This window comes from Streptomyces sp. BJ20 (assembly GCF_022869105.1).
In the GTDB taxonomy this organism is placed as follows: Bacteria; Actinomycetota; Actinomycetes; order Streptomycetales; family Streptomycetaceae; genus Streptomyces; species Streptomyces griseoincarnatus.
Window position 1 is genome coordinate 1641389 of the sequence record NZ_CP094918.1, and the last position, 16322, is coordinate 1657710.

17 protein-coding genes are annotated in these 16322 nt (G+C 72.8%); 12 read left to right on the forward strand and 5 right to left on the reverse strand.

Annotated features, from left to right (window positions below; all coding sequences use genetic code 11):
* Positions 1-38 precede the first annotated feature (38 nt).
* The 6 genes from dxr (at position 39) to MTR79_RS07720 (ending at position 7267) form a co-directional block, all read left to right on the forward strand.
* Positions 39-1301, forward strand: coding sequence for a 1-deoxy-D-xylulose-5-phosphate reductoisomerase (dxr, locus tag MTR79_RS07695; protein WP_244789606.1), 1263 nt, complete (start codon positions 39-41; stop codon positions 1299-1301).
* Between the two features lie 8 nt (positions 1302-1309).
* The gene (locus tag MTR79_RS07700) at positions 1310-2602 is read left to right on the forward strand and encodes a site-2 protease family protein (RefSeq protein ID WP_175448951.1); all 1293 of its coding nucleotides are present in this window, start codon (positions 1310-1312) and stop codon (positions 2600-2602) included.
* Between the two features lie 186 nt (positions 2603-2788).
* The gene (ispG, locus tag MTR79_RS07705) at positions 2789-3946 is read left to right on the forward strand and encodes a flavodoxin-dependent (E)-4-hydroxy-3-methylbut-2-enyl-diphosphate synthase (protein WP_244789607.1); all 1158 of its coding nucleotides are present in this window, start codon (positions 2789-2791) and stop codon (positions 3944-3946) included.
* Between the two features lie 101 nt (positions 3947-4047).
* Positions 4048-4896: a GNAT family N-acetyltransferase gene (locus MTR79_RS07710; RefSeq protein ID WP_048460885.1), complete on the forward strand. Its 849-nt coding sequence runs from the start codon at positions 4048-4050 to the stop codon at positions 4894-4896.
* A gap of 27 nt (positions 4897-4923) precedes the next feature.
* The gene (locus tag MTR79_RS07715) at positions 4924-5490 is read left to right on the forward strand and encodes a GNAT family N-acetyltransferase (protein WP_086702661.1); all 567 of its coding nucleotides are present in this window, start codon (positions 4924-4926) and stop codon (positions 5488-5490) included.
* A gap of 73 nt (positions 5491-5563) precedes the next feature.
* Positions 5564-7267, forward strand: coding sequence for a proline--tRNA ligase (locus MTR79_RS07720; RefSeq protein WP_121719135.1), 1704 nt, complete (start codon positions 5564-5566; stop codon positions 7265-7267).
* Between the two features lie 1029 nt (positions 7268-8296).
* On the opposite strand, the gene MTR79_RS07725 is transcribed toward MTR79_RS07720, so the two are convergent.
* Positions 8297-8542, reverse strand: a complete 246-nt coding sequence (locus MTR79_RS07725; protein WP_048460888.1) for a hypothetical protein — start codon at positions 8540-8542, stop codon at positions 8297-8299.
* Positions 8543-8685: 143 nt separating this feature from the next.
* Complete coding sequence (locus MTR79_RS07730) at positions 8686-9111, reverse strand: helix-turn-helix transcriptional regulator (RefSeq protein ID WP_234309987.1); 426 nt, start codon at positions 9109-9111, stop codon at positions 8686-8688.
* A gap of 412 nt (positions 9112-9523) precedes the next feature.
* Between MTR79_RS07730 and MTR79_RS07735 the strand changes: the two genes are divergently transcribed.
* The 3 genes from MTR79_RS07735 to MTR79_RS07745 are packed head-to-tail and all read left to right on the forward strand — an operon-like array spanning position 9524 to position 11507.
* On the forward strand, positions 9524-10126 hold the full coding sequence (locus MTR79_RS07735; RefSeq protein ID WP_244789608.1) for a sigma-70 family RNA polymerase sigma factor: 603 nt from the start codon (positions 9524-9526) through the stop codon (positions 10124-10126).
* The gene (locus tag MTR79_RS07740) at positions 10123-11028 is read left to right on the forward strand and encodes a BN159_2729 family protein (protein ID WP_244789609.1); all 906 of its coding nucleotides are present in this window, start codon (positions 10123-10125) and stop codon (positions 11026-11028) included. Before MTR79_RS07735 ends, MTR79_RS07740 begins: the two co-directional genes overlap by 4 nt.
* Positions 11025-11507, forward strand: a complete 483-nt coding sequence (locus tag MTR79_RS07745; RefSeq protein ID WP_048460890.1) for a hypothetical protein — start codon at positions 11025-11027, stop codon at positions 11505-11507. Before MTR79_RS07740 ends, MTR79_RS07745 begins: the two co-directional genes overlap by 4 nt.
* A gap of 506 nt (positions 11508-12013) precedes the next feature.
* Here the strand turns inward: MTR79_RS07745 and MTR79_RS07750 are convergent.
* From MTR79_RS07750 to MTR79_RS07760, 3 genes are read right to left on the reverse strand one after another with little or no spacing between them, the layout of a single operon-like run.
* Positions 12014-12919, reverse strand: coding sequence for an aminoglycoside phosphotransferase family protein (locus MTR79_RS07750; protein ID WP_189366744.1), 906 nt, complete (start codon positions 12917-12919; stop codon positions 12014-12016).
* Positions 12920-12971: 52 nt separating this feature from the next.
* Complete coding sequence (locus tag MTR79_RS07755; protein WP_189366745.1) at positions 12972-13436, reverse strand: ferritin-like domain-containing protein; 465 nt, start codon at positions 13434-13436, stop codon at positions 12972-12974.
* Positions 13433-14032, reverse strand: coding sequence for a hypothetical protein (locus MTR79_RS07760; protein WP_048460756.1), 600 nt, complete (start codon positions 14030-14032; stop codon positions 13433-13435). Before MTR79_RS07760 ends, MTR79_RS07755 begins: the two co-directional genes overlap by 4 nt.
* Before the next feature lie 222 nt (positions 14033-14254).
* On the opposite strand from MTR79_RS07760, the gene rimP reads away from it, so the two are divergent.
* From rimP to MTR79_RS07775, 3 genes are all read left to right on the forward strand, one after another.
* Positions 14255-14773 carry a ribosome maturation factor RimP gene (rimP, locus tag MTR79_RS07765; protein WP_244789610.1) on the forward strand — a complete coding sequence of 173 codons (519 nt, stop codon included), beginning with the start codon at positions 14255-14257 and terminating at the stop codon, positions 14771-14773.
* Between the two features lie 2 nt (positions 14774-14775).
* Positions 14776-15762: a transcription termination factor NusA gene (gene nusA, locus MTR79_RS07770; RefSeq protein ID WP_189366748.1), complete on the forward strand. Its 987-nt coding sequence runs from the start codon at positions 14776-14778 to the stop codon at positions 15760-15762.
* A 101-nt stretch (positions 15763-15863) separates the two neighbouring features.
* Positions 15864-16145 carry a YlxR family protein gene (locus MTR79_RS07775; protein ID WP_102642147.1) on the forward strand — a complete coding sequence of 94 codons (282 nt, stop codon included), beginning with the start codon at positions 15864-15866 and terminating at the stop codon, positions 16143-16145.
* Positions 16146-16322: the final 177 nt, after the last annotated feature.

Here is a 16322-nt window from a genome sequence, read left to right on the forward strand (position 1 = left end):
GGGCCCGACGGCCGCCGCGACCGGACACAATGGGGCCCATGACCGACGCTCCAGCCCCCCTCGCCGACCCGCACCTGGTGTACGACCCCGTCGCGGGAGACGGCCCCAAGGACGTGGTGATCCTCGGCTCCACCGGGTCGATCGGCACCCAGGCCATCGACCTCGTGCTGCGCAACCCCGGCCGCTTCCGGGTCACCGCCCTGTCCGCCAACGGCGGCCGGGTCGCCCTCCTCGCCGAGCAGGCGCACCGCCTGCGGGTGCGCACGGTCGCCGTCGCCCGCGAGGACGTGGTGCGGGAGCTGCGCGAGGCGCTCACCGCGCGGTACGGCGCGGGGGAGCCGCTGCCGGAGATCCTCGCCGGGCCCGACGCGGCCACCCAGGTCGCCGCCTCCGACTGCCACACCGTCCTGAACGGCATCACCGGCTCCATCGGGCTCGCCCCGACCCTCGCCGCCCTGGAGGCGGGCCGCACCCTCGCCCTCGCCAACAAGGAGTCGCTCATCGTGGGCGGCCCGCTGGTGAAGGCGCTGGCCAAGCCCGGTCAGATCATCCCGGTGGACTCCGAGCACGCCGCGCTGTTCCAGGCGCTGGCCGCCGGCACCCGCGCCGACGTCCGCAAGCTGGTCGTCACCGCCTCCGGCGGGCCCTTCCGCGGCCGCACCCGGCAGGAACTGGCGGCGGTCACCGTCGAGGACGCCCTCGCCCACCCCACCTGGGCCATGGGCCCGGTCATCACGATCAACTCCGCGACCCTCGTCAACAAGGGCCTGGAGGTCATCGAGGCGCACCTCCTCTACGACATTCCCTTCGACCGCATTGAGGTGGTCGTGCATCCCCAGTCGTATGTCCACTCGATGGTTGAGTTCACGGACGGATCGACACTGGCCCAGGCGACGCCCCCCGACATGCGGGGCCCCATCGCCATCGGCCTCGGCTGGCCCGAACGGGTCCCCGACGCGGCCCCGGCCTTCGACTGGAGCAAGGCGTCCACCTGGGAGTTCTTCCCTCTCGACAACGAGGCCTTCCCTTCGGTGAACCTCGCCCGGCGCGTCGGCGAACTCGCGGGGACCGCCCCCGCGGTGTTCAATGCCGCGAACGAGGAGTGCGTCGAGGCCTTCCGCACCGGCGCGCTGCCGTTCCTCGGCATCATCGACACGGTCACCCGGGTCGTCGAGGAACACGGAACGCCCGCCGCGGGAACCTCACTGACCGTGCCGGACGTCCTCGAAGCGGAGACCTGGGCCCGCGCGCGGGCCCGCGAACTGACAGCCCGGACGGCGAGCGCGGAGGCGCGTGCATGACGACCCTGATGTTCATCCTCGGCATAGTCGTCTTCGCGGCCGGCCTGCTGTTCTCCATCGCCTGGCACGAACTGGGGCACCTGTCCACGGCCAAGATGTTCGGCATCCGCGTACCGCAGTACATGGTCGGCTTCGGCCCGACCCTCTGGTCGCGGCACAAGGGCGAGACCGAGTACGGCGTCAAGGCGATCCCGTTCGGCGGCTACATCCGCATGATCGGGATGTTCCCGCCGGGACCCGACGGGAAGCTGGAGGCCCGCTCCACCTCCCCGTGGCGCGGCATGATCGAGGACGCCCGCTCCGCCGCCTTCGAGGAACTGCGGCCCGGCGACGAGAAGCGCCTGTTCTACACGCGCAAGCCGTGGAGGCGGGTCGTCGTCATGTTCGCCGGCCCGTTCATGAACCTGATCCTCGCGGTCGTGCTGTTCCTCATCGTGCTGATGGGCTTCGGCATCCAGCAGCAGACCACGACCGTCAGCTCGGTCTCCCAGTGCGTGATCTCGCAGAGCGAGAAGCGCGACGACTGCCAGAAGTCCGACCCGCAGTCGCCCGCCGCCGCGGCCGGCATGAAGGCCAAGGACAAGATCGTCGCCTTCGACGGGGTCCGCACCGAGGACTGGGGCACGCTGTCCGACCTCATCCGCGACAGCGCGGGCAAGAGCGTGCCGATCGTCGTCGAGCGCGACGGCAAGGAGGTGACGCTGCAGGCCACCATCGCCACCAACATGGTCGCGAAGAAGGACGGCAACGGCACCTACGTCGAGGGTGAGTACGTCAAGGCCGGCTTCCTCGGCTTCAGCGCCGCCACCGGCGTCGTCAAGCAGGACTTCGGTGAGTCCGTGTCCTGGATGACCGACAGGGTCGGCGACGCGATCGACTCCCTGGCCGCGCTGCCGTCGAAGGTCCCCGCTCTGTGGGACGCGGCCTTCGGCGACGGACCGCGCGAACCCGACTCCCCGATGGGCGTCGTCGGCGCCGCCCGCGTCGGCGGGGAGATCGCCACCCTCGACATCCCGGCCTCGCAGCAGCTCGCGATGTTCGTGATGCTGCTCGCGGGCTTCAACCTCTCCCTGTTCCTGTTCAACATGCTCCCGCTGCTGCCGCTCGACGGCGGACACATCGCGGGCGCCCTGTGGGAGTCGCTGCGCCGCAACCTCGCGAGGCTGCTGCGCCGCCCCGACCCGGGACCCTTCGACGTGGCGAAGCTGATGCCCGTCGCCTACGTCGTGGCGGGGATCTTCGTCTGCTTCACGATCCTCGTCCTGATCGCGGACGTGGTGAACCCGGTGCGCATCTCCTGACCCGACCGCACCACGACACCCGTTGTTCACGACGGCCCGGAACCCTGGCGTTCCGGGCCGTCGCCCTTTGGGTGGGTTTAGGGGAGCGATGTGCTCGAGCCTTGGCCATTGCCGTAATCTCGGAGCCCGGAGCCCGCTGCTCACGGGGAGCCGGACCTTGATCCACGACTTGGGGTTGCACAGCAGATGACTGCGATTTCTCTCGGCATGCCGTCCGTCCCGACCACGCTCGCCGTGCGCCGGAAGAGCCGGCAGATCCAGGTCGGCTCCGTGGCGGTGGGCGGGGACGCCCCGGTGTCGGTGCAGTCGATGACGACGACGCGCACGTCCGACATCGGCGCGACGCTCCAGCAGATCGCGGAGCTGACCGCGTCGGGCTGCCAGATCGTGCGGGTGGCCTGCCCGACGCAGGACGACGCGGACGCGCTGCCGGTGATCGCGAGGAAGTCGCAGATCCCGGTGATCGCCGACATCCACTTCCAGCCGAAGTACGTGTTCGCCGCGATCGAGGCGGGCTGTGCGGCGGTGCGGGTGAACCCGGGCAACATCAAGAAGTTCGACGACCAGGTCAAGGAGATCGCGAAGGCGGCGAAGGACCACGGCACGCCGATCCGTATCGGGGTGAACGCGGGCTCGCTGGACAGGCGGCTGCTGCAGAAGTACGGCAAGGCCACCCCCGAGGCGCTGGCGGAGTCGGCGCTGTGGGAGGCGTCGCTGTTCGAGGAGCACGACTTCCGCGACATCAAGATCTCGGTGAAGCACAACGACCCGGTGGTGATGGTCGAGGCCTACCGTCAGCTCGCCGAGCAGTGCGACTACCCCCTGCATCTGGGTGTCACCGAGGCGGGTCCGGCGTTCCAGGGCACGATCAAGTCGGCCGTCGCGTTCGGCGCGCTGCTGTCGCAGGGCATCGGCGACACCATCCGTGTGTCCCTCTCGGCGCCGCCGGTGGAGGAGATCAAGGTCGGCATCCAGATCCTGGAGTCGCTGAATCTGCGCCAGCGCGGTCTGGAGATCGTGTCCTGCCCGTCGTGCGGGCGTGCGCAGGTGGATGTGTACAAGCTGGCCGAGGAGGTCACCGCGGGTCTGACCGGCATGGACGTGCCGCTGCGCGTCGCGGTCATGGGCTGCGTCGTGAACGGTCCGGGTGAGGCGCGTGAGGCGGACCTGGGTGTGGCCTCGGGCAACGGCAAGGGGCAGATCTTCGTGAAGGGCGAGGTCATCAAGACCGTGCCCGAGTCGAAGATCGTGGAGACCCTGATCGAAGAGGCGATGAAGATCGCCGAGCAGATGGAGAAGGACGGTGTGGCCTCCGGCGAGCTGCAGGTAGCGGTGGCCGGCTGACCCGGTCCTCGCAGCACCCGGGGATCCGGGGGCGGCGGCCCCCGGCATCCGCGGGTACAGTGCGGAAATCAGGCAGAACCCTTTTGTGTGAGGCCCCGCACGTGTTGACGCAGACCACTTCCCGGGTCCTCGAACCGAGCGACCTGGACGCCGCACTCGCCGTACTCGACCGCGACCCGGTCGCGAACGCCTTCGTGGCCGCGCGCGTGCAGATCGCCGGCCTCGACCCGTGGCGGCTCGGCGGCGAGATGTGGGGCTGGTACGAGGACGGCATCCTGACCTCGATGTGCTACGCGGGCGCCAACCTCGTCCCCATCTGCGCCACCCCCCGCGCCGTCCGCGCCTTCGCCGACCGCGCCCGCCGAGCCGGCCGCCGCTGCTCCTCCATCGTCGGCCCGGCCGAGCCCACCGCCGCCCTCTGGCAGCTGCTCGAACCCCGGTGGGGTCCCGCCCGCGAGGTCCGCGCCCGCCAGCCGCTGCTGGTCACCGACCGCGTGCCCGACGCCGTGGCGCCCGACCCGTACGTCCGCCGCGTCCGCAAGGACGAACTCGAGACGATCATGCCGGCGTGCGTGGCCATGTTCACCGAGGAGGTCGGCGTCTCCCCACTGGCCGGCGACGGGGGACTGCTCTACCAGGCCCGGGTCGCCGAGCTGGTCGGCTCCGGCCGCTCCTTCGCCCGTTTCGACGCCGACGGCAACGTGATCTTCAAGGCGGAGATCGGCGCCGCCACCGACCGCGCCTGCCAGATCCAGGGCGTCTGGGTCGCCCCCGAACACCGGGGGAACGGCGTCGCCGCCCCCGGCATGGCCGCCGTCCTGCGGTACGCCCTCGCCGACGTCGCCCCCGTGGTGAGCCTCTACGTCAACGACTTCAACACCCCCGCCCGCCGCACGTACGCCACGGTGGGCTTCCGCGAGGTCGGCGCCTTCATGAGCGTGCTGTTCTGACGGGCGCGTCCCTGTAGTCTCCCCGGCATGCTGCGCTTTCCCGGTCACGGCCGCCCCGAGCCCGACGACATCGTGATCGGCCCCCTCGACCTCCCCGGGCACGTCGACGAGGCGCTGGCCGTCCAGGCGGTGGCGTTCGGACTCGGCCCCGACGAGGTGGCCGTACGCCGGCAGATCGTGCTGCGCCACATGACCTTCCCCGGTGCGCGGGCCTTCGGCGCCACCGTCGGGGGACGCCTGGTCGGCTTCGTCTACGGCATGCCGAACGACCGCTCCCACTGGTGGTCCACCGTCGTCGAGCCGTACCTGCGCGCCGGCGGTCACGACGACTGGCTCGACGACTCCTTCGTCATCACCGAGCTGCACGTCCACCCCCGGCACCAGAAGCACGGCATCGGCCGCGCCCTGATCACCACGATCACCGACGGCGCCGACCAGCAGCGGTCGCTGCTGTCCGCACTGGACGTCGAGAGCCCCGCCCGCCACCTGTACCGCTCGCTGGGCTACGAGGACCTCGCCCGGCAGGTCCACTTCCCGAGCGCCCCCACCCCGTACGCCGTCATGGGCGCCCCGCTGCCGCTCCCGCGCGCGTAACCGATTTCCGCCGTCCCGTCCCACCCGGCTAACCTCGCCCTCATCACCTAGACGCAGCAGGAGTACGAGAACCATGGCGAACGCACCGGTCCAGCGCATGTCCCAGTTGATGGCGAAGACGCTGCGCGACGACCCGGCCGACGCCGAGGTCCTCAGCCACAAGCTGCTGGTCCGCGCGGGCTACGTCCGCCGCACCGCCGCAGGCATCTGGACGTGGCTGCCCCTCGGCAAGAAGGTGCTCGCCAACGTCGAGCGGATCGTGCGCGAGGAGATGGACGCCATCGGCGCCCAGGAAGTGCTGCTCCCCGCCCTCCTGCCGCGCGAGCCCTACGACGCCACCGGCCGCTGGGACGAGTACGGTGCCGAGCTGTTCCGCCTCCAGGACCGCAAGGGCGGCGACTACCTCCTCGGACCCACCCACGAGGAGATCTTCACGCTGATGGTGAAGGACCAGGCGTCCTCCTACAAGGACCTGCCGGTCATCCTCTACCAGATCCAGACGAAGTTCCGTGACGAGGCCCGCCCCCGCGCCGGCATCCTGCGCGGCCGCGAGTTCCTGATGAAGGACTCGTACTCCTTCGACCTGGACGACGACGGCCTGGCCCAGTCGTACGACCTGCACCGCCAGGCCTACCGGCGGATCTTCGAGCGCCTCGGCCTCGACTACCGGATCTGCGCGGCGACCGCCGGCGCCATGGGCGGCTCCAAGTCCGAGGAGTTCCTCGCGCCCGCCGAGGCCGGCGAGGACACCTTCGCCGACTGCCCCCACTGCGACTTCGCCGCGAACACCGAGGCCGTCTCGTACGAGTTGAAGCCGGTGGACGCCGCCGGGGTGCCCGCCGCCGAGGACATCCCCACGCCCGACACCCCCACCATCGAGACCCTCGCCGCGCAGCTCGGCGTCCCCGCCTCGGCCACGCTGAAGAACCTGCTGGTCAAGGTCGACGGCGAGATCGTCGCCGTGGGCGTGCCCGGTGACCGCGAGGTCGATCTGGGCAAGGTCGAGGCGCACTTCGCCCCGGCCGAGGTCGAGATGGTCACCGAGGCCGACTTCATCGCCCGCCCCGACCTGGTGCGCGGCTACGTCGGCCCGCAGGGCCTGGGCAAGGTGAAGTACGTCGCCGACCCGCGCGTCGCCCCCGGCACCGCCTGGATCACCGGCGCCAACAAGGCCGACACCCACGCGAAGAACGTCGTCGCCGGCCGTGACTTCGAGGTCGACGAGTACGTGGACGTCGTGGTCGTCGAGGAGGGCGACCCCTGCCCCAAGTGCGGCACCGGTCTGAAGCTGGACCGCGCCATTGAGATCGGCCACATCTTCCAGCTCGGCCGCAAGTACGCCGACGCCCTCAAGCTCGACGTCCTCGGCCAGAACGGCAAGCCCGTCCGCGTCACCATGGGCTCCTACGGCGTCGGTGTCTCCCGCGCGGTGGCCGCCCTCGCCGAGCAGACCGCCGACGACAAGGGCCTGTGCTGGCCCGCCGAGGTCGCCCCGGCCGACGTCCACGTGGTCGCCGCAGGCAAGGCGCTCCAGACCGAGCTGGCGCTCGAGGTCTCCGAGAAGCTCGCCGCCGCGGGCGTCCGCGTCCTGGTCGACGACCGTGCGGGTGTCTCCCCGGGCGTGAAGTTCACCGACTCCGAGCTGATCGGCGTCCCGCAGATCCTGGTCGCGGGCCGCCGCTCCGCCGACCGCGTCCTGGAACTGAAGGACCGCCGCACGGGCGAACGCGAGGAGCTCACGGTCGACGAGGCCATCGCCCGCCTGACGGCGCGCTGACCCTCACGGGTTCCGTCCCGGCCACCGATGTCACCACCGTCCGCGGCCGGGACGACGCACGTCCGGACGGTGTCCCCATGGCGCGGACACCTTCGTCCGGCAGCGATCGACGGCGAGCGTTTCCGTCCCGGCCACCGACGTCACCACCGTCCGCGGCCGGGACGACCCACGTCCGGACGGTGTCCCCATGGCGCGGACACCTTCGTCCGGCAGCGATCGACGGCGCGCTGACCCTCACGGGTTCCGTCCCGGCCACCGACGTCACCATCGTCCGAGGCCGGGATGACGCACGTCCGGATGGTGTCCCCATGGCGCGGACGCATTCCGTCAGGCAGCGATCGACGGCGCACGTTTCCGTATCGGCCGGGCCGGGACGTTCCGCGGTGGGCGGCGCTGTCGACGCGCGGGGTGCCGTCCGCAGGTCCGGCGCGGCGCGGGGCCGGGCGGCGGCGATCCGACGCCGTCGCCGGTTGGGGACCGCGGTGGCCGCGTCAGGCTGTCCGACGCCGGTCGCGGGCCGGGGCGTTCGGCGGTGGGCGGCGCCGTCGACCGCGTGCGGTCGGTCCGCAGCCCTCGGCGGGGCCAGGCGGCCGGGCCTCGCGTCGTTGCCGCGTGCGCCGGGGCGGCCGGGTCAGGGCGAGGGGCCGTCCCCGGTCGAGGGCGTCGTTCCGCAGCGAGGAGGCCGTGTCGGCCGCGCGGTGTGCCGTCCGCAGGACTGGCGGGGCCGGGCGCCCTGGGGTGGTGGGGACCTGGAGTCGTTGTCGCCCGCGGGCCGATGTGGGGGGTCAGATCGCGGCGACGCCGGTGCGACCGGGGCGTCCCGGTGCAGGCGGCGTTGTCGGCCGCGCGGGGTGTCGCCCGCAGCACCTGGCGCCGTCCGCCTGCGGGCAGGGGCGGGCCGGGTCAGCGCGTGGGTGCGCCGTCACCGGGCCCGGGGAGTCCGTAGCGACGGCCGGGGCGGCGTCCGTGGGTCCGGGGTCGCCCGCAGAGGGACCCGGAGACGAGAGCGGCGGGCCGGAGGGCCGCTTCTCAGCATGCCTCCGCCGTCAGCGCGCGGCTCAGAACGCTCGCCGGCAGGTCGACGTGTTCGCCGCAGAAACAGAGGAGGGCCGTGCCCGTGCCCTCGGGGGCGCCGAGGTCGATCGTGAGGAGCGCGCGCAGTTCGCGGACCACGTCGAGCAGATGGGCGCCGCGCGCCACCAGCACGCTGACCTCGTCCGGGTCCCAGACCACGATGTCCGGCAGGTCGTCCGCCGTGTGAACGCGAATGCACATGACTGTCTCCCCAGGGGTGCGCGAGGGCACGGTGTTCCGCTTCGGGAGGCCAGCGGCTTCCGATCGTAGCGATGCCGGTGCGCACCTGTGGGGCTTTCGGGACATTCGTGGGGCGTCGGGAGGTTCCGGCCGCACGGGGAGGTTCAGGTGATCCTGCTGACCTGCAGCATGGCCTCCGCGTCCTTGATCAGCGCACGCTGCCGGGCCTCCGGGAGCTGCCGGTACAGCTTCAGCAGCCGTGCCTCGCGCTCGTCGCGGCTGGGTCCCGGTACGGGACGCCCGACCGCCTCGAAGAACTCCTTGGGTGTCGTCCTCACGCCCCACCGCCGGAACACCTCGACCATCGCCCGCAGCTTCTCGGGCGGGATACGGGACGTGCCGCGCGTGCGGTTCATCCAGGCGTTCAACGTCGGGTAGGAGATGCCGGCCTCGCGCGCGAGGTCCTTCTGCGTACCGCTCCGGGGAAGTGCGAGGAGGCGCTCCAGCAGCGCCGCCAGATCCTCGCCCGGGGACTCCGGACCGCCCTCGGCGGTCCCGGGCGAAGGAGGCAGTGTCTGTCGGCTCGTCACGCGTCCGAGCATCGGTCATGCCCATCTACAAGCGCAAGTAGATTGCAGATCGACGGCCGGATCAGGTGGTGCACGCCGGTGCGTTCGGGGGCACTCGCGCTACCCTGCCCCGCCCTTCGATCCTCCGTCCGCCCCCTCTGCGCCCTTTCACCCATCGGTCGGAATATGCCCCGCCAACCTTGACCCGATCTTCATCTACATGAAGACTGTAGACGCCTTCGGGAGTCGGAACCCCTAGCGTCGACGGTCGGCCGCGTCGGCCGGACCCGTTCCGGCGTGCGCGCATCCCCGCCCGCCGGTCCACGTCGGACGCCCACCCGAAATCTACATCTACATGAAGATCGCAGACGTCGTGCGGTCGTGCCGTGCGGCCCGCCCGTCCCTGCCCACCCCTTACCGAGGAGCACCGAACGTGTCCTTAGCGACCACTTCATCCACCGCGGAGAGAACCGCCCCGAACGCCTCGGAACCGGCGTGGCTGACCCGGGCCCGCACCGGGGACCCGGAGGCGTTCGCCTTTCTCTACCGCGAGTACCGCGGCACGGTGTACGGCTATCTGCTGGCCCGCACCCGGGACCGGCACCTGGCCGAGGACCTGACCCAGGAGGTCTTCGCCCGCGCCCTGCGGAACATCTCCGGCTTCACCTGGCGCGGCACCGACCCCGCCGCCTGGCTGACCACCATCGCCCGCAACATCCACCTCGACGAGCTGGGCCGCAGCCGCCACCGGCGCGAGATGCTGGTCGCCGAGTTCGGCGACCCCGGACAGCCGGGTCCGGAACCGGAGACTCTGGTCCTGCGCGACCTGGACGCCGTCGACGCCCGCGAGACGGTGCACCGCGCCCTGAGCGCCCTCGCCCCGTCCCAACGGGCCTGCGTGGAACTGCGGTTTCTCGGCGGGCTGTCCATCGAGCAGACCGCGCACACCATGGGCCGCACCGTCGGCGCGGTCAAGGCGCTGACGCACCGCGCCATGTGCCGGCTGCGCTGGGCGGCGGGGGCGGTGCACGCGTGAACGAGTACCCGGACGCCGTTCCCGTCCTCCGCGTGACCGTGGCCGTGCCCGGCCTCCGCGACCTGTACCTCGCCTCCTCCTCGCCGGCCGAGGAGCTCGCCTTCCCGGCCGGCGCCCTGCCGCACCCGAGCCTCCTCCCGCCGCACGGCGCCGTGCCGCCCGGCGCCGACGCCGGGCACCCGCCGGGGACGCCCCCGCCGACCGAGCTGGAACGCCAGGCCCTCGCCTGGGACACGGCACGCGCACGCGCCCGGTCCGTCGCCCTGACCATCGAGCGGGAGGTCGGCACCCACCCGGACGTCCGCACCGTGCGGGCCAACGGCGACACCGTGCACGTCCTGCTCCGCCTCGAACCGCCGTACGCCCGCTGGCCGGGCTGGTGCGCGTACTTCGGCATCACCGCCACCGCCGAGTGCACCGCGCCGCACATCCTGGCGGGGGAGGGCAGCCGGGACGGGGTGCGCGTCACCGCCGCGGTCCAGCCGCTGCCGTCCGGCCCGGACGGTGAGCCCGAGCAGACACACGCCAGGGGGGCGGACCCCGGGGCGGAGGGGACCCCGGAGGCCGCAAACCCCCACCCGGCGGTCGACCCGCTCGACCCGGCCGGCACCGACGAGGCGGACGAGCCGGACCCCGACGGCCCGCGGCCGCCCGGGCCGGCCGGGCTCATGCGCCCCTTCCTGCTCGGCGGAGCGGCGTACGACCTGGCCCTGCCGTACCGCGACGTGCACGGCGAGACCTGGTACTTCCAGGGGCAGCGCGCCTACGACGGGATGCCGCTGATGTCGCTCGACGGCCGCCCGGAGCGGTGCTCGCTGGCCCACGTGGCCGAGTACGCCGGTCCGCTGACCCCCGTGACGGAGCCGTCGTCGGAACCGGCCCCGGACGAAGGGGACCGATGACCACGCACGCGCGGGAGGGCCTGCTCAGCCGACTGGTGCGCCCTCGCCGCCCCGCGGCCGAATCCGTGGACCGGCTGCGTCTGGAGCACGAACTGGCGGTGAGCCGCCTGCGGCTGGCGCGCTGGCAGCAGCACGCCGACGCCTACGAACGCCGGCTGGGCGACGCCGAACGGGAACGGGCCCACCTGCTGTCCTGGCTCGCGGCGCTGCACCCCGCCAGCGCGGTGCTCACCCCGCTGACCGGACCGGAGCACGAGGGGACGCACCGGCTGTGCCTGATCGCCGGCGGCTGGCATCTGTCCTGGCACATACCGCCCGCCGACCTCGCGCTGTTCGCGCACGTGCCGTTCCGCGCGGAGTCCGTCGACGCGCATCCCGTGCCGGACGCCGTGGACCAGGGCGCGCTGATCCGCCGTCATGTGCGGCTGCTGGCGATGGAGGGAGCGGTACAGGCGGGCCTGGCCGGGCGGACCCCCTGACCTCCGGTACGGCACGGCCGAGAGACTCCGGCCGGCAAGCTCGGGAGGCACGCCGACCGGACCCCGAGCGCCCCCCTGCCCGTGCAGGGGGGCGCGCCGAACGTCGTCTGCGGGCCGCGGAGGGCCGGTCGCGCAGTTCCCCGCGCCCCTGACGGGGCGCTCCCACCCGTCGCCGCGGGCAGTCGTGTGGGGCTTCCCCACCCGTCGCCGCTGCGGGCAGTCGTGTGGGGCGCTCCCACCCGCTGCCGCTGCGGGCAGTCGTGCCGCTTGGGGCGGCACGGGTGGGCGCGGCGGCACCCCCGCGGCGCGGCACTTTCGTCACGGCGCCAGGCCCGGCCGACCGCAGCGGCCGGCGCCGGGTTCTCACGTTGAGTGTCGGCCGCGGGCCGTCGTGTGCGGGTCGCGCAGTTCCCCGCGCCCCTGGAGGGGCCCTGCACCCGACGTCGTGGGCAACCGTGGGCCGTCGTGGGCCGGGCGCGCAGTTCCCCGCGCCCCTGGAGGGCCACCTACAGCCAGGTCGCGAACTCCAGCAGGAGTTCCGCGTCCCGTTCGCGACCCACCCGCCGCGCGCGGACGCCCGACTCGACCGCTCGGAACAGGGTCCAGCCCCGAAGGCGTTCCCGGTCGACCTCAAGCGACTCCGCGAGGCGCCGCACGCGGCGGCGGGTCGTCGTCGCGCCCGACGGCTGGGCGATCAGGTCCTCCACCCGGTCGCGGACCAGCCGCGCCAGATCGAAGGCGTGCTCGCCGACCACCGGGTCGGGACCCACCGCGAGCCACGGCATCCGGTCCCCGGAGAGCACCTTGCTCTGCCGGAACGTGCCGTGCAGCAGCCGGTGTTCGGGCGGCGAGTCCAGCAACTCCTCGCGGGCCGACAGCGCCGCGTCCACCAGCGGGGCCACGTCGGGAGCCGCGTCCGCCCCGGCCCGCATCGCCTTGGCCTGCCGTCCGGTGCGCTCGGCCACGGTCTCGAACACGTGGTCCTCCGGCGGATCGACCCACAGCCTGCGCAGGGTGCCCGCCGCCTCCAGCAGCGCCTTCGCCTCAGGGAGCGTCCGCACCGAGACGTCCGGGTGGAGCCGCTCGAGCAGCAGCACCCCCTCGGTGCCCTCGGACACCGGCTCCAGCAACTGCACCGCACCCAGCCCGCCCCAGTGGGCCAGCGCCACGCGCTCGCTCTCCGGGCGCGCACGGGGCGGCGCCAGCTTCAGCACGGCGGGTGTGCCGTGGACCGTGCGGACGAGCACCACCAGGCTGCTGCGCCCGCCCGGCAACTGCACCCGCTCCACCGTCAACTCGCGCCGGTCCACGGCCTCACGCGCCAGCGCGGGCAGCTTCTCCAGCCAGTCGTCACCCTCGGGCGCCGTCTCACCGAGCGCCCTCACCAGACGCCGCGGCGGTTCGAATGCCATGCGCGAGTCGTTCCTTCCCTGCTGTCACACGGTGCCGGAGCCCTCCGTCATGTCACGGCGCCGGCGCCGGGCCGCCCGCAGCCGTTCCACTCCGCTCGGCGAGCCCAGGGAAGGCTACGCTCTCCCCGCTCCAGCGCACCGACCGCACCGCCGCCTCACGCATCGCCTCGGCCGCCGACCTGCGTCGTTCGCCGCCGCTCGACCGCACCACGTCGGCGTAGACGCCCGCCACCCGCATCTCCAGCTCCGCCGCCAGCCGTACCGCCGCGGCCGCGTCCGGCACCGGGAACGGCAGCGCGTACCCGGCCGCCGCGGCCACCGGCGTACCGCCGGCGTCCTTCACGTCCCGCACCAGCGCGTCCCTGCGCGCCCGGTGCGCGTCGTACGCCGTGCGCGCCTCCGTGCGCCGCTGCTCGCCGATCCGGCCGCCGACCACGCCGTAGCCGTACACCGCCGCGTGCTCCGCGGCGAGCGCCGCCTGCAGCGCCCGCAGCACCTCGTCCTGCGCGTCACTCACCGTCGGGCCTCCGTCAGCAGGTACACGTGCGCGGCGCCGGACGCGGACACCGACGCCAGCAGCCGGGCCAGCTCGGCCGGCGCGGTCACCAGCTCCTCGGCCCGGCGGTCGGCGATCTCCCGCTCAGCGGCCGCCAGTTGGGCGAGCGCGTCCTTCTCGTTCGCGGGCACCGCGGGCGAGGCGGGAGCCGGCGGGGCCGACGACGGCGCGGCCGCCGCGGTCGCCCCGGCCGAAGGAGCCGCGGGAGCGGAAGAGGCGGACGAGGCGGAGGCGGACGGCGCGGGCGACGCCGAGCCGTCCGCGCCCGCCTCGAACGCCTCCGCGTGCCGCACCACGTCCGCCCGCAGCGGACGCAGACGCTCCGCCAGCTTCGGATGCGCGGCGGCGACCGCGTCGTACCGCGCGGCCAGCGCCCGGCTGTCCCGGGCCGCGCGCGCCCGGGTCCGCTCGGCGGCCGAGGGCCGCGCGGCCGCGGGACCGCCCGGATCGTCGGACCCGGCGGAACAGCCCGCCACCAGCAGGGCCGCCGGGGCGGCGGCGAGCAGACTCCTTCTGCGCGGCCCCGAACGGGCGCGCGGAGACAGGGGGAACGACACGGCAGACGTCCTCGGGGGGCTCGTGACGAACGGGGCGGGAACAGGAGATCGGGCGGGGCCCGCGATCACGGTACCCGCAGGTCCGCCCGGCGCCCCTCAGCGGCACCCTCGCCGACCGGGTGGACGGCAAGGGTGGACGGCAACACCCCTTGCGACCGGATACCCTTTGTGCAGACACGCGCACCGTCCCACAACAGCACACGCGGCCGAGGAGTCACCCGGATGAGCACGACCCAGAGCGAGAGGCTTCGAGAACTTCTGGAGCCGCTCGTCAGCTCCCAGGGCCTGGATCTCGAGGAGATCGCCGTGGACACGGTCGGCCGCAAGCGTGTGCTGCGCGTCGTCGTCGACTCCGACACCGGGGCCGACCTCGACCGGATCGCCGATGTGAGCCGCGCGCTCTCGGCGAAGCTCGACGAGACCGACGCGATGGGCAGCGCGGAGTACACCCTCGAGGTCGGCACCCCCGGCGCGGAGCGCGCGCTGACCGAGCACCGTCACTACGTGCGCGCCACCGGCCGACTGGTGCGGTTCCAGCTCGCCGAGGGCGGCGACCTGGTCGCCCGCATCCTCGCGGCCGACGAGGACGGCCTCGACCTCGAGGTGCCCGGCGTCAAGGGCCGCAAGGCCACCACGCGCCGACTCGCCTTCGACGACATCGCCGGGGCGCGTGTCCAGGTCGAGTTCAACCGCAAGGACGACGCGTCCGAGAAGAACAACAAGAAGGAAGAGGAGGCGTAGCCGTGGACATCGACATGAGCGCCCTGCGGGGCTTGGTACGGGAGAAGGAGATCTCCTTCGACCTGCTGGTCGAGGCGATCGAGGCGGCCCTCCTCATCGCCTACCACCGCACCGAGGGAAGCCGCCGGCACGCGCGCGTGGAGCTCAACCGGGAGACCGGACATGTGACCGTGTGGGCGAAGGAGGACCCCGACGACCTCGAGGAGGGCCAGGAGCCCCGCGAGTTCGACGACACCCCGTCCGATTTCGGCCGTATCGCCGCCACCACGGCCAAGCAGGTCATCCTGCAGCGCCTGCGCGACGCCGAGGACGACGCGACGCTCGGCGAGTACGCCGGCCGCGAGGGCGACATCGTCACCGGCGTGGTCCAGCAGGGCCGCGACCCGAAGAACGTGCTGGTGGACATCGGCAAGCTGGAGGCCATCCTGCCGGTGCAGGAGCAGGTGCCCGGCGAGACCTACCCGCACGGCGCGCGCCTGCGGTCGTACGTCGTCCGGGTGGCCAAGGGTGTGCGCGGTCCGTCCGTCACTCTTTCGCGTACGCATCCCCATCTGGTGAAGAAGCTGTTCGCCCTCGAGGTGCCGGAGATCGCCGACGGCTCCGTGGAGATCGCCGCGATCGCCCGTGAGGCGGGTCACCGCACCAAGATCGCCGTGCGCTCCACCCGCTCCGGGCTGAACGCCAAGGGCGCCTGCATCGGCCCCATGGGCGGCCGTGTGCGCAACGTCATGGCGGAGCTGAACGGCGAGAAGATCGACATCGTCGACTGGTCCGACGACCCGGCCGACATGGTGGCGAACGCCCTGTCCCCGGCCCGTGTCTCCAAGGTGGAGATCGTCGACCTGGCGGCCCGGTCCGCCCGGGTCACCGTGCCGGACTACCAGCTGTCGCTCGCCATCGGCAAGGAGGGGCAGAACGCCCGTCTGGCCGCCCGGCTCACCGGCTGGAGGATCGACATCCGGCCGGACACGGAGCAGGCCGGGGAATAGATCCAGGCCGCGATGGGCTGAGATCACGACAGCTTTGCTCGTGGCGGTGTTCGATTCTTGCCCCGGAGGGGTGAGGTCGGTTCGGGGAGGTAGACTGAGGAGTGTCTGGCCGGACACAGGCTGGCGTGTGCCCCGAACGCACGTGCGTGGGGTGCCGTGAGCGAGCGGTCAAGGGCGAGCTGCTGCGGATCGTGGTGATCGAGGACGCATGCGTCCCGGATCCACGCGGTACGCTGCCCGGCCGGGGTGCGTATGTGCACCCCGTACCGGCTTGTCTCGACCAGGCGGTGCGCCGCAGGGCGTTCCCGCGGGCGTTCCGCGTCCCGGGACCGCTCGACGTAAAGGCGTTGCGCCACTACGTCGAGCAGGCACAAGGTTGCTGAGCAGCGGCTCCGTGCCGACTGACAGGCAACACGTAAGAACTTGCCGTACGGAAACCCCCGTGCGGCCTGGTACCTCGCGAGTCGAAAGCAGGTCGAGATTGCGATGAGCACTCGATGAGTACGCGATGAGTACGCCCATGAACTAGCGACGGTCCGGACGCAACCCGGACCTCAAAG

Coding starts and splice junctions, on each gene's coding strand:
- dxr (WP_244789606.1), top strand. CDS start 39: ATGACCGACGCTCCAGCCCCCCTCGCCGACCCGCACCTGGTGTACGAC.
- MTR79_RS07700 (WP_175448951.1), top strand. CDS start 1,310: ATGTTCATCCTCGGCATAGTCGTCTTCGCGGCCGGCCTGCTGTTCTCC.
- ispG (WP_244789607.1), top strand. CDS start 2,789: ATGACTGCGATTTCTCTCGGCATGCCGTCCGTCCCGACCACGCTCGCC.
- MTR79_RS07715 (WP_086702661.1), top strand. CDS start 4,924: ATGCTGCGCTTTCCCGGTCACGGCCGCCCCGAGCCCGACGACATCGTG.
- MTR79_RS07720 (WP_121719135.1), top strand. CDS start 5,564: ATGGCGAACGCACCGGTCCAGCGCATGTCCCAGTTGATGGCGAAGACG.
- MTR79_RS07725 (WP_048460888.1), bottom strand. CDS start 8,542: ATGTGCATTCGCGTTCACACGGCGGACGACCTGCCGGACATCGTGGTC.
- MTR79_RS07745 (WP_048460890.1), top strand. CDS start 11,025: ATGACCACGCACGCGCGGGAGGGCCTGCTCAGCCGACTGGTGCGCCCT.
- MTR79_RS07750 (WP_189366744.1), bottom strand. CDS start 12,919: ATGGCATTCGAACCGCCGCGGCGTCTGGTGAGGGCGCTCGGTGAGACG.
- rimP (WP_244789610.1), top strand. CDS start 14,255: ATGAGCACGACCCAGAGCGAGAGGCTTCGAGAACTTCTGGAGCCGCTC.